The organism is Mucilaginibacter sp. PAMC 26640 (assembly GCA_001596135.1).
GTDB lineage: Bacteria > Bacteroidota > Bacteroidia > Sphingobacteriales > Sphingobacteriaceae > Mucilaginibacter.
In genome coordinates, this window is the sequence record CP014773.1 from 4,941,771 (window position 1) to 4,954,826 (window position 13,056).

General features: G+C 45.3%; 13 protein-coding genes. 3 read left to right on the forward strand and 10 right to left on the reverse strand.

All coding sequences use genetic code 11. The annotated features are described in order from the left end of the window. Nucleotides 1-188: 188 nt before the first annotated feature. Together A0256_21255 and A0256_21260 are read left to right on the forward strand one after the other, a co-directional pair. Nucleotides 189-953, forward strand: coding sequence for a short-chain dehydrogenase (locus A0256_21255; GenBank protein AMR33782.1), 765 nt, complete (start codon nucleotides 189-191; stop codon nucleotides 951-953). Nucleotides 954-1,080: 127 nt separating this feature from the next. Next, complete coding sequence (locus tag A0256_21260; protein ID AMR33783.1) at nucleotides 1,081-2,007, forward strand: hypothetical protein; 927 nt, start codon at nucleotides 1,081-1,083, stop codon at nucleotides 2,005-2,007. 141 nt (nucleotides 2,008-2,148) lie between these two features. Here A0256_21260 and A0256_21265 read toward each other — a convergent pair whose 3' ends face one another. Both A0256_21265 and A0256_21270 read right to left on the reverse strand, forming a co-directional pair. Then, entirely contained in the window at nucleotides 2,149-2,370 is a 222-nt protein-coding gene (locus tag A0256_21265) for a PspC family transcriptional regulator (protein ID AMR33784.1), read from the reverse strand. A gap of 1 nt (nucleotide 2,371) precedes the next feature. Continuing rightward, nucleotides 2,372-3,658: a hypothetical protein gene (locus tag A0256_21270; protein AMR33785.1), complete on the reverse strand. Its 1,287-nt coding sequence runs from the start codon at nucleotides 3,656-3,658 to the stop codon at nucleotides 2,372-2,374. A 156-nt stretch (nucleotides 3,659-3,814) separates the two neighbouring features. Between A0256_21270 and A0256_21275 the strand changes: the two genes are divergently transcribed. Then, complete coding sequence (locus tag A0256_21275) at nucleotides 3,815-5,131, forward strand: alpha-ketoglutarate transporter (GenBank protein AMR34640.1); 1,317 nt, start codon at nucleotides 3,815-3,817, stop codon at nucleotides 5,129-5,131. Nucleotides 5,132-5,213: 82 nt separating this feature from the next. Here A0256_21275 and A0256_21280 read toward each other — a convergent pair whose 3' ends face one another. The 8 genes from A0256_21280 to A0256_21315 form a co-directional block, all read right to left on the reverse strand. Next, nucleotides 5,214-5,903: a hypothetical protein gene (locus tag A0256_21280; protein ID AMR33786.1), complete on the reverse strand. Its 690-nt coding sequence runs from the start codon at nucleotides 5,901-5,903 to the stop codon at nucleotides 5,214-5,216. A gap of 103 nt (nucleotides 5,904-6,006) precedes the next feature. Next, nucleotides 6,007-6,210, reverse strand: coding sequence for a hypothetical protein (locus A0256_21285; GenBank protein AMR33787.1), 204 nt, complete (start codon nucleotides 6,208-6,210; stop codon nucleotides 6,007-6,009). Between the two features lie 58 nt (nucleotides 6,211-6,268). Next, nucleotides 6,269-7,630 (reverse strand): argininosuccinate lyase, encoded by a 1,362-nt coding sequence (locus tag A0256_21290; protein AMR33788.1) that lies wholly within the window; start codon nucleotides 7,628-7,630, stop codon nucleotides 6,269-6,271. A 325-nt stretch (nucleotides 7,631-7,955) separates the two neighbouring features. Further along, nucleotides 7,956-8,219: a hypothetical protein gene (locus tag A0256_21295; GenBank protein AMR33789.1), complete on the reverse strand. Its 264-nt coding sequence runs from the start codon at nucleotides 8,217-8,219 to the stop codon at nucleotides 7,956-7,958. 4 nt (nucleotides 8,220-8,223) lie between these two features. Further along, the gene (locus A0256_21300) at nucleotides 8,224-9,291 is read right to left on the reverse strand and encodes an acetylornithine deacetylase (GenBank protein AMR33790.1); all 1,068 of its coding nucleotides are present in this window, start codon (nucleotides 9,289-9,291) and stop codon (nucleotides 8,224-8,226) included. 96 nt (nucleotides 9,292-9,387) lie between these two features. After that, nucleotides 9,388-9,774, reverse strand: a complete 387-nt coding sequence (locus tag A0256_21305) for a hypothetical protein (GenBank protein ID AMR33791.1) — start codon at nucleotides 9,772-9,774, stop codon at nucleotides 9,388-9,390. 77 nt (nucleotides 9,775-9,851) lie between these two features. Further along, on the reverse strand, nucleotides 9,852-11,102 hold the full coding sequence (locus A0256_21310; protein ID AMR33792.1) for a hypothetical protein: 1,251 nt from the start codon (nucleotides 11,100-11,102) through the stop codon (nucleotides 9,852-9,854). A gap of 167 nt (nucleotides 11,103-11,269) precedes the next feature. Continuing rightward, the gene (locus A0256_21315; GenBank protein ID AMR33793.1) at nucleotides 11,270-12,910 is read right to left on the reverse strand and encodes a hypothetical protein; all 1,641 of its coding nucleotides are present in this window, start codon (nucleotides 12,908-12,910) and stop codon (nucleotides 11,270-11,272) included. Between the last annotated feature and the right edge of the window lie 146 nt (nucleotides 12,911-13,056).

Sequence of the window (13,056 nt, forward strand, 5' to 3'; positions counted from 1 at the left end):
TCTACGAAGTAAGACCAAAACCCCATCATTCTCCGCCCCTACTCTTCTACCTCTGCGATCAAAAAATCAATCCAGCTCATCCTGCCTTCTCCAATATCGGAAACTGTCACCATTTAAACTGAACTTGTCACCATTTTTACGGTTGTATTAGCTGCACCTTTGTACCATCATCTTAAAACAAAGAACAAATGGAACTCACTAACAAAATTGCACTGATAACCGGCGGAAGCAGGGGACTTGGTAAAAACACTGCGCTTAAACTGGCATCAAAAGGAAAAGACGTAATTATAACTTACAGAAGCAAAAAAGAAGAAGCGGAGGAGGTTGTGGCTGCCATTGAAGCTTTAGGGCGCAGAGCTGCAGCACTTGAATTAGATACCTCAAAGGTTGCCACCTTCGAGAATTTTAAAACTACGCTTACTGAAGTGCTAAAAAATAAATGGAACCGTAACACATTTGATTTCCTGGTGAACAACGCGGGCATCGATGCCGCAGCACCTTTTGCGCAAACCACAGAGGAGGATTTTGATAACCTGTTCAATGTTCACTTTAAAGGCGTTTATTTTTTAACGCAAAAACTGTTGAACGTAATTGCCGATGGCGGCCGCATCATCAATCTTTCTACAGGCTTAACCCGCTTTGCTACACCGGGCTATGCCGCCTATGCATCCATGAAGGGCGCTATTGAAGTATTTACCAAATACCTGGCAAAAGAATTGGGCAGCCGTGGCATTGCGGCCAATTTGGTTGCCCCCGGTATCATTGAAACCGACTTTACTAAAAGAGCATTCGACAGTCACCCGGGCATGCACGATTTTATCTCGTCAATAACTGCCTTAGGACGGCCAGGGCAGCCGGATGATATTGGCGGCGTGATTGCGTTTCTGTGTTCCGACGATGCGCGCTGGATCAACGCCCAGCGCATAGAAGCATCGGGCGGTATGTTCTTGTAGTTAATGCCTTCGCTGAGCCCTTATTAGTAAATGGGGCAAGATCAAAAAGCGGATTGCAGCTCGGCAACCCGCTTTTTGGTCTTTCAAACTGTTAAAGAACTCCTATCTTGCCAAAAATATTAGTGATATGGATTTTGGCCGTGTACCTGCTGAAGAACTTAATTTTGTAGATTTCACCCTTCCTCCCGATCCGGATTTTACGCTGGATACGCTGCGGTCTGCCCATACCACCAAACCACTACAGATACATTCCGGATGCGCCAAATGGGGGCGGAAGGAATGGGTGGGTAAGCTCTATCCGCCAAAAACCAAAGAGGCCAACTTCCTGAATGAGTATGTTAAACATTTTAACAGCATTGAACTCAATGCTACCTTTTACAAAACTTACGGCCCGGAAACGATTGAAAAGTGGAAAGAAAAAACTGACAGTAATCCCAACTTTAAATTCTGCCCAAAATTCTCGCAAAGTATTAGTCATTACCGCCGGTTAAAAAATGCCGACGAGATTACCACTAAATATTACGAAGGCATTATGGCCTTTGGTGATAAACTGGGTCCGCTCTTTTTGCAATTGAGCAATAACTATACACCTAAAAGTCTCCCGGAATTAACTGCCTACCTGGAAAAATTACCAACCGATGTGCCGGTCTATGTAGAATTGCGCCATAAAGACTGGTTTGCTGTGCCTAAAAATAAGGAGGCCGTTTTCAACTTATTTAAACGACTCAACATCGGCAGTATACTCACAGATGCCAGTGGAAGACGCGATTGCCTGCATATGATGCTGCCTACCCCTCACGCCTTTATCCGCTTCGTAGGTAACAGCTTGCATACAACCGATTACACCCGTTGCGACGAATGGGTAGACCGTATTGTAAAGTGGAAAGAATTGGGGCTGCAATCAGTTTGGTTTTTTATCCATCAGCATAATGAGCGCTACAGCCCGGAACTTATCAATTATATCATTGACAAACTCAACCAGCGTCTCGGTAGCAATATACCAAAGCCGTTGTTTATAAATAGAGATGAAGAGAAGTCCCAGAAACCTAAATAAAGTTGTGTCATGGCGATGGGAACGTACCATCGAGACATGTTTTAAAAGGTGCTGGCAGCAATAGTGCAGGACAGTAAAAACAGCTAGCAAGAGCGGATTAAGGATACCCTGATTAGAGACAAAGTAATTTAGTTAGATAAACTACATATCCACGGCCCTGGTTCTGCTGCGTTTGATGTAGTTTCGGAAATCTAAAACGATACCGGCAAAAAAGTAAAATATCAGCGGAAAACCTACCGCCAGGAACGACGTATAAATAAAAAATAACCTGATTTTGGCGATAGAAACGTTGAAACGGTCGCCCAGGTAAGTGCAAACCCCAAAGGAGTAGCGCTCAAAAAAGGTAAGGATTCGCTGTAGCATATTAACCGGGTTTTAATATTTTAATTCCAACGCCGCACTGCAGGCATTTCTTATAATCGCAGTAGTTATTTTTGAGTTCCAGCAGCGCCTGCGATTCAAAAGCATTAATAATATTTACTCCTAAGGTAGCAAAATCTGTTGTAATGTGGTTATTTTCAGCAGGTATATTTTCTAAAAGTTTGAGGGCACGGCTGGTAAAATAATCCTGTTGCATATGTTTACCATAGCTAAACAGAAATACCGCAACCGTATTCAACAACAAGTTATCAACAGAAGATTGCCCAAGTTGTTTTCCAACTGTGGGCGATTCTTTATCAAAACGATAATGGTTCTCCCAATAAGGATTCACCGTCACCTCTGTAAACAATGCCCTTAAAGCTTTCACTTCCTTTGTCTCCAATATTTTGGAAAACAGGTGGCTGCTCTGTATAGTTAAAGCCGCAAATTGCGCCAGCCTTACCGTCGGGAAATTTTGTGGCCGCATCCGCAGAAACTTCCACAAGTGGTTTTCCACCGGCGTAAGGTTAAACTTTTTTCGCAGGTAATCATATTCGGCTTTTAAGCTGCGCGGATAATCATCTGCCGGCTCGCTGTTTAAAAAACCGGCCTGCCCAAACATAAGCGCCTCAATTTGCAGCGGATTGTTTTTATGCTTAGCCAGGATGTTTTGCGGCAGCGATTTAGCCAATAGTTCAAAAGGCAAAGCATTTGTTTTAAACCCAAAGTTAGCCGCTAAATATTGGTAGAATGTTTCTTCCCAGTCGCCGCGGTTTTTGATGAGGGCAGCGGTAACCCCTTCGGCGCGTTTTTCTAATCGCTCTACCAAGACCCGTGTTAGCCAGTTTTTCATCGTCAACGGGTCTACCCGCCTGATGCTCCCCTCGCAGGGTATGATCACCTGGTTGCCAAAAACAAGGTTATGATACCGCTGGTACAGCTCTGGGTTAACCCTTTCTTTCAACTCTAGGGTAGGCAAACGGCGGCCGCTCAATAACGTCACCGGCGCATCGTCGCTATATACTACATGCAAGATCACGTTATCATAAGCATTGTTGGTAGTATGGCCGTGGCGTTGCCAGTCAGAAGAGCTTAAATGCAGCTCGGCGTTTCCGGCCCAGGTGGTCTCCCCTATCCTGATCCGTGCATTCTGAAAATCGGGGCCGGCATGGGTGTTGTGCATCCCGGTGGAATAAATTTCTATTTCTTCACCTTCAGTAGTGCGCAGGTCCAGTCTGTCGAACAAGCGAAACTTCCAGATATAATGTAATAGGTCTTCGGTGAAAAGCATGATACAAGGTAGACAAATTGTTGGAGAACCTTTGGTGACCCTGTTCAAAAGATTTCACCGGTTTTTGAATGAAACTTGATGGAAGCATTTCATGATGACTACGCTATTCGTGCTCATTATTTTATACCTTGGCTTGTAAAATTTTTCTTCTTAAAAATGCAAACTACTGCTTTACCTGCTACGCCCGTCACCACAGCTTCGCGCATTAAATCCATCATTGGCGGTTCGCTGGGTAATTTGGTGGAATGGTACGATTGGTATGTTTATTCGGCCTTTTCGCTTTATTTTGCCGGCTCTTTTTTCCCCTCGGCCAATAAAACAGCCGAATTGTTAAATGCGGCAGGTGTATTTGCTATCGGCTTTCTGATGCGCCCCCTTGGCGGCTGGCTCATGGGAACTTTCGCAGATAAAAAAGGACGCAAGGCAGCACTGACTTATTCTGTGCTGCTCATGAGTGCAGGCTCACTGATCATAGCCATAACCCCGGATTTTAAGCACATAGGCATCGCAGCACCTATATTATTGGTTTTTGCGCGCATCATCCAGGGCTTAAGTGTTGGCGGTGAATACGGAACCAGTGCAACTTACCTCAGCGAAATGGCCGAAAAAAAGCATCGCGGCTTTTATTCCAGTTTTCAATATGTAACACTCATCATGGGGCAGTTACTGGCTTTAGGGGTATTGGTATTACTGCAACGGGTATTTTTAACCGATGAGCAGCTAAAACTTTGGGGCTGGCGAATCCCGTTTGCGATTGGTGGGGCATTGGCCATCATTACCATGTACCTGCGGCGCAGCCTGCACGAGCCTGCTAATTTTACCAGTAAAGAGAATAAGGCTAACCAAAGCCGGGGTACCATCAAAGCATTATTACAGCACCCCAAAGCTGTGGCAACCGTAATCGGCCTTACGGTAGGCGGAACGGTGGCTTTTTATACCTTCACAACCTATATGCAAAAGTTCCTGGTGAACACCAGCGGTTTCAGCAAAAACACGGCTACGCTCATCTCTACTTTTACGCTGTTTATTTTTATGCTGCTGCAACCGCTTTATGGTTTGCTGTCTGATAAAATTGGCCGCAAACCTTTGCTAAATGCATTCGGTATTTTGGGTACACTAACCACCGTACCCATCATGATCGCACTCAGCCATACTAAAAATGAATACGTAGCTTTCGGGCTCATTATGCTGGCTCTGCTCATTGTCAGCAATTATACCTCTATCAACGCTGTGGTTAAAGCCGAGCTTTTCCCGGCGCATATCCGCGCACTGGGTGTTGGTTTCCCCTATGCCGTTGCTGTATCTGCTTTTGGCGGTTCAGCAGAATACATTGCCCTGCTGTTTAAAAATGCCGGTCACCAGGAATGGTTCTACTGGTATGTAACAGCTTGTATAGTGGCATCACTCGTGGTGTACATCAGCATGAATGATACGAAGAAGCATTCGAGGATTGAAGAGGAAAGTCCCGAATAGTAAGATCACTTACCCCCTACCGGCACGGATAGCTAACACATAAATATCTTGGTTGAAAGAACTTGAGAGAAATGTCCCATTTTTATTTTGCAACAAGGCCCGATATTACATTGATACTTAAAGCTACAATTGCTGTATTAAACGCAAAAGAGATCAACCCATGTGCCCAGGCAATGCGGCGGATCCGTTTGGAGGAGATTTCGACATCAGACACTTGGAACGTCATCCCCAGTACGAAGGAGAAATATACAAAGTCCAGATAGTCGGGCTCTTTATCATCACCGGGGAATTCAAGACCGCCAACCGGGTTACCCTTGCCCTCATCTACGCTGTAATATAAGTGGGCGTAACGCATGGTGTAAACCGTATGCACCAGCCACCAGGAAACAATAACAGCCCCCATCGACAGGAATACATAAGCCGCCACTTGTTCTTCCGACTGGCCCTTTGATGACTTCAACAGCAGGAATATGGCCAGCAGGCTCACCAGGGAGGCCGTTGTGACGAATAAAAAAATAAGATAACGGCTACTATCTTCCAATCTGGCAATTTTGCGGATCTCTTTAGGGTGCGCCCAGATAATAATAGCCCAATTTAATATAATGATCGTTAGCGCAAATGCTATCCAGGTTATTAATGCAATAGCCGGTACCGATGATAAGTGCCTGCTGAATAAAAATGCAACGGCACCTGCAAACAGGGCAATGTACACCCGGTAATGGGCGTCCATACGGAAGAAAAAATTCTTTCTGGGTTCTTTGAGGGGGGCCATAGTTGGGTCCGTAGTAGATAGGCCACAGACCATGGCAATTTACGGGAAGATTTCAAATTCCAATAATTTATTGTCGGACTTTGTATGGCGATGGTATTTGGACTTAAAAATCCTCCTCCACAATCTCAGCCACGCGCCCTACCTGCCCATCTTCCAGGCGCACTTTGATGCCGCGGGAATGAAACGCGGAACTGGTAAGCAGATCCTTTACAATGCCACGGGTAAGTTTGCCGCTGCGCTGATCTTTCTTAAGTATAATTTCAACCTCCAGACCGGGGTATATATCTGCTCTGTTTTGTCCGTTCATGATTTTTAAAGTCCGAAAGTCCGGGAAGACCGAAAGTCCGGAAGATTTTGCAGGGTTATTAAAAGCGTTCGTTCGGACTTTCCGACTTGCCGATTAAAATCTCTATCGCCTTCTCTACCTTTTCAAACCCGAAACTTCCAATCACTTTACTCATGGCAGCACAGATCTGCTCATTTTGGAGGTTGCCGATGCTTCCTTCATGAGTGTGGTGGATGTTGTGATCCGGGTTAAAGTCGCCTTGCTCTATTGCCAGGCCTACTTGTTTGTATGCATCGCGGAATGGGGTGCCATTAAGCACTGCCCTGTTTACTTCTTCCACGCTGAAAAGGTAGGCGTATTTGGGGTCAGCCAGAATATTGGTATTTACTTTAATATTTTGCAGCATAAAGGTGGCCATATGCAGGCAATCCAACAGGTCGGCAAAAGCCGGGAACAATAACTCTTTCAATAGCTGCAGTTCGCGGTGATAACCCGACGGCAGATTGGTCGTCATCATGGCTATATCGTTTGGCAGGGCCTGCAGGCGGTTGCATTTACCGCGCATAATTTCCCATACATCCGGGTTTTTTTTATGCGGCATAATGCTGCTGCCGGTAGTAAGGTTTTCGGGGTAGCTTACAAAAGCAAAATTCTGGCTCAGGTACAGGCACTGATCCATTGCCATTTTAGCCATAGTTGCCGCCACCGAAGAGAGTGCCTGGGCAATGATCCGCTCGGTTTTTCCACGCCCCATCTGGGCATAAACTACGTTGTAATTCAGGCTTTCGAAGCCCAAAAGTTGTGTCGTCATGGTACGGTTGAGCGGAAACGATGAGCCGTAACCCGCAGCAGAGCCTAGTGGGTTTTTATTGGTGATCTTCCAGGCAGCTAAAACCATCTCGAGGTCATCGGCAAGGCTCTCGGCATACGCACCAAACCACAGGCCGAAAGAGGAGGGCATAGCTACCTGCAAATGCGTATATCCCGGCAATAATACCTCTTTGTGCTGTTCGCTTAGCGAGATCAGTTGTTTAAACAGTATTTCCACCTCCTCAACAACTTCTTTTAATTTGTGGCGGAAGAAAAGTTTCAGATCAACCAGCACCTGATCATTCCGGGAACGGCCGCTGTGGATCTTTTTGCCGGCATCACCAATCCGCTGGGTGAGCAGCATCTCTACCTGCGAGTGCACATCCTCTACCCCATCCTCGATAACAAAATTATTATTTTGTATATCGGCATAAATGGCCTTCAATTCCTGTTGAACCAACTCCAGGTCGTCAGCGCTCATCAAGCCAATGCTTTGCAGCATAGTGGTGTGGGCAAGGGAACCCAGCACATCAAAAGCGGCCATCTCACGATCAAGCTCGCGGTCGCGGCCTACCGTAAAGGTTTCTACCAGTTGATTTACGTTGGTGGTTTTTTGCCAAAGCTTGCTCATGCTGCAAATATAAATTAAATGGGGTTTGTTGGCAAGCTGGCTTGCACCGGAGCGATATTAATCCAGATCGGGGTTATCTAAACTGTAAATAACATACCCGTTCGCGTCCCCAGGGTTGGGCGCCTGATAGAAGTTGAATTTTTTAAGCAAAATTACTGATCGGGTGTTGTGTGATTTCACCTCAGCAATTACTTTCTTTAACTGAAGTGTATTGAAACCGAAGGCTAATAACCCGCTGCAATGCCTCGTACATAACACTTTGCCCCTGGTGAGCAGGCATTAATTCATACCCTATCTCTACAACATCGCTTTCTCTATCAATATTTTAAAACAGTATCGTACCAAGTAATTTTGACTGGTTTTTAGAGCTGATCACCCAGAAGAAACCGTCGCCACGTTCCTGCAGATTAATAATTTTATTAATGTGGGCGATGGCATCGCTAATATGGGTAGCTGTTGGCCGGTCTATCAATTTACTAGTTTCCCCATCCGATCTCAGCACGAAGATCTCATCGGCATCCTGCAAGGTTAGCTGCCTTAAAACAAACCTTTCGGTTTCCAAAGAGGTAAACCCAACGTTGTTCAACATAGTACTATCTGACTACTTTTTCCAACATCTCGATATACAACGCTATCCCCTTGCCTATTTCATCCACGTAAATAAACTCATCGGCCATGTGGGAACGTGCCGAATCGCCGGGACCAATTTTGATGGACTGTATATCTAACAGCGACTGATCTGAAGTGGTTGGTGAGCCGTACGGCGTTCTGCCAAGGCCGATACCTGCCTGTACAAATGGGTGGTTTTTATCTATCGATGATGGTTTTAATCTTATTGATCGCGCCGTTACTTCACAGCTTACGTGCTGGCGGATAATCTCCAGAACCTCTTCATTGCGGTAAGCATCTGTTACGCGCACATCAACCGTAAACACACAGGTAGCGGGTACCACATTATGCTGAGAGCCAGCGTTAATAATCGTAACGGACATTTTTATCGGGCCAAAAACTTCAGATTCTTTGGGGAACTTAAAATTACGGAACCACTCGATATCTGCCAATGCCTTATAGATAGCGTTCTCCCCTTCTTCACGTGCGGCGTGGCCCGCTTTGCCATATGCAGTGCAATCCAGCACCATCAGTCCGCGTTCTGCAACAGCAAGGTCCATCAGGGTGGGCTCGCCTACTATGCCAAAATCAAGCTGACCAAGTTCGGGAATAATGAGCTCCAGGCCATTTACGCCTGAGATCTCTTCTTCGGCAGTGGTGGCGAGGCAAAAGTTATATTTTAGCCCCTGCTGCTCAAAATAATACAGAAATACCGAGATAAGTGATACCAAACATCCGCCTGCGTCATTACTGCCCAAGCCGAAAAGTTTATCGTCTTCAATTTTGGCATCGTATGGGTCGCGGGTGTACCCGGAATTGGGCTTTACAGTATCATGGTGCGAATTGAGTAATATAGTTGGTTTGGCTGCATCAAAATACTTATTCCAGGCCCAGATGTTGTTGAGCTTGCGGTGTGTAATTACGCTGTGCTGCTGCAAAACCCGCTCTATCAGATCGGCTGTGCGGTCTTCTTCTTTACTAAAAGATGGTATTGAAATTAATTGCTGAAGCAGTGTTACCGCCTGTTGCTGCAAAGCTGTTATATCGGCCATAGGTAATGGTGAAAGTATCCGGTGATGAGGCGGTAAAATTAGCTTATTTTCTCAAAGGCAGCAATGTTGAAAAAAACCCGAAAATTTATTCTGCGGTTATTTAGATACGGCCGCATCAATGGTACTTAAAATATCCAGCCGGTTGGCGATGATCTCCAGGCGGTATCTTTTTATCCGCTGCTCATCTACAAAGGAGGTAGTTTGAATTTTTCCCTCTATGTACAACGTTTGCCCTTCAACTATCGACAGCGATTCCTGCGTAATGAGTTTTTCAGAAGCTTTGATGTGGTGATATTCTTGGTGCTCTATCTGGTCGTACCCCTTTTTAATGTATTCTGTAGTGATCAGATCAAAGCACAGGAACTCCTGGTTCCGATCTGTCACATTCAGGAACGGCCCGCTGGTGGTCCCCATTAATATCACCTTGTTAATACCTGTATTGCTAAGCATAGGATTTTTTTTAATCACCCTGATTACACCCAAATTTTTGAAGCTACTTCGGGAGGTGACTTTTATCAAATATAGGGATATAGTTACACCTAATAGTTGTAAAAATCGCTTTAGTCTAATAATAATTGGTCTTCCTCATCGCCCAGGCTTAACTGGATCACGTCCGAACCTGCAATACCTTCAATAGAACCTTTAATGTGAGCGGCATTCAGCAGCACTTTTTCAAGTTGCTTTTCCCGTGCCTTCCATAATTTCTCCATTGCATCACGCTCTTTTTGGATAGACACCCGCATACTCATATACCCCTCGCGAATCGCCTTCCACTGTTCGGAGAATTCGCTGCTGGTTAAATAATCATACAGCAGGTGCATCTTATCGCCTTTATTATCCTGCGCCTTTGCCATATTGGCCAGCTTTACAACGCCATCCCTCAGGATGTAGGATACCGCTTTCACCTCGTCAAAGCTGCAGATCCACACGCCGTCTTTTTCACCAAAGCATTCCATTCCCTTCGGATAGCATTGCGTTACAATAACCGCCACATCCACATTCATGGCGCGCATATCTTTTTTCAGCTTATCTATCCAATCGCCCCCGAAAGCCGAAGTGCGTTTACTTTCATATATGATCCGCCCACATTCCTGCCCAAACTGGTTACGCACGGTTTGCACACAATCTGCACCGCGTACGCCTTTGCCTACTTCGCTGATCATATCAAAAGGGAAATACTGGCGCAGCAATTCTTCCAGGATCAGCTCCTGCGCTTCGCCCTGTAACTGCATCGAGCCTTGCTCGGCACGGCGTTTCATCTCATCAACCAGGCGTTTCTGATCGTCCAGTTGTTTTTCCATTTCTTTTACCTTGAGTTGGTGCTCGGTATCTTTAATGGCATATTTTTCTATCTCCTGCTTGCGGATCTGCTCTGCCAATTCGGCCCGCTGTTCCTGCATTTTGCGCTGCATGGAAATCTCCATTTCCTCTTCCTTTTGCTTAAGGGATTGCTCGCGCTGTAAAAACTCAAGTTCTTTCTGGCGCGATTCTTTCAGCTTTTCGGCGCTTGCGTTGACCGAATTCTGCAGCATCAGCAACTGATTTTCAAAATCGGAGGCGATAGATTTGCGCAGATTTTCTTCGAGCGTTAGTTGCAGTGCTTTTTTTTCGCCGGCAAGGCGCTGCTCAAACTGCTGCTGCTGTATTTTTTCACGATTGGAAAAATCGTCTTCTTTTTTGCGGTATTCTTCTTCTTTCTGGCGGGTATAATCCTGCATCTTCAGCCTGAGCTGCTGCTTGTATTCCTCGGCCATTACTTCCTCAATAGGGAAACCATGTCCGCAGCTGGGGCACTTCACTTCTGTAGCCATAGATCAAAGATAAAGAGATTTTAGGATAGCAACGAAACGGAAATCCGCCTGATCATTATCGAGTAATTACTAATTGGATCGAGTGATGCGAATTGCATGAATTTAAATCTAACCGATCAGCCGGTCAGTTTTAAGAGTATTAGGTTAATTCTAAGAGTTGGAGCTGATTAAAAATCGTGATACAGATTCCGGAAGGTGGTTCTTATGCCAAAAGTTAGCACCGCGTTTTTTTTGTCGCCCAGGGCATTCTTTTCCGATCGGTACAAACCACCCAGTTCCAGGCGCAGGTTGTATTTAGGATTGATGAGGTATGATACCGTGCCTTCACCGTAATACCTGTTGGTAGCGACGCCCTGGCCAACTGCCGACCCTGTGTTGGTAGGGATATACGGCAGGTTAATATTTTTACCGTTATTTTCTCCGGTTGCATCCAGGCCGTATTTCGCGTAGCTTAACTCACCCTGTAAATCAAACCTGCCGATAGTGTAATTCACCAAGCCGACAAGTTCATTAAGATTGGCGCCCAAAGGATGTGCAAGCGCATCGCCATAAAAAGTATAACTGTTTAATGCATAAGCATCAGAATAGGTATAGGGTTTAACCGTATTATATTCTACGAGGTAGCTCAGGTTCTTCACGCCGCCAACATCTCCGCCTCTTACGCCTACCTGGTAACCGCTGCTGCTTTTTGAGGCGCCGGCAGTTTGTTTCTGGTTATCCAGCACCAGTTGGGCATATACAGCATTCTTATCGAGGAATTTGTACTTACCGGTAAAACCGAACAGCACATTATCCGGAACCGAAGCTGGTCCGTTATTGCTGGTAAAGAAAAGTGGATTGATTAAGTTTACATCAAAACCTCTGCGGTTACCAGCATTGTCTGCCTCAGCGTAAACAACCGAATTAAAGAAGCCCAGCGACAGGCTGTTGGTTGCATTCCAGTCGATGTAGTGGTAAAAGGCATATTTACGGCGGTTGCTACCCAGGTCGTCAAACTTAGGGGCTTTAATATCCTGCAGATAGGTCCACATCATCATATACTGAACAGGCCCTACATTAGCCGTTACGCGAACAAGAGGATAATTGGCTGCAAAATCAGACAAAAGCAGGGAGCGATAACCATCTCCGATAAAGGTTTTGTCCTGGCCCAGTGTGAAATTTAAATATTTGTTGGGTGTGTATGATAACAAGGCCGTAACGTATGAATAGTCCTTTTGCGGCTTGCCAAAACTGCGGTCATAAGCCAGCCCGGGAACAATGCCACTTGCACTTATATAATCATTGTAATAGGACGGAAATACGGCCTGATTCTCGTAACCACTCGTATAAAAAGAAAAGTTATCGCCAATAGTTCCACCTACCTGGAAGCCACGCGTATTAATACCCAAATGGGTATTAACCCCAAAGCCTACGGGTTTAAAGGCTGCCGGGGTAGTGGCCTTGTTTTTCAAGTCGCCAGCAAAATTATTATCGATTAATATATCAGCATAAAAGGTGTAACCTTTGGCTTTTACATCTACCAAATGCTCGTTTAGTAATTTACGCAAAAACCAGTTTTGGCGGGTAGTATCTACGCCCACACTCATCAGTTCGTTATACCTGCTGTTTAGTGCTGTGTCTATCAAAAAAGGGCGCAGCGCAGTGTGCATGCTGTTACTTTTTGAGTATACCTGCCCGTTGAATTTTTGGTAAAACTGGTACGATTGCGGCAAATAAACCGACTGGGCCCTGGTAACCCCTGCACAAAGCAACATGAAACCGGCTATAAGTAAGGTCTTTGCTGACGATGGTAGTAAGTGTTTTTGCATCGGAACAAATTAAGTATTATTTATTGTAAGATTAAAATGCATCGGCCATTTAAATGCCGGGACAATGCGGATGTCAAATTTTGAGCAACCGGATTCGGTTGTGAGATGATCAATCAAGGTGATTCCACCATTTTGTGAAACGATAC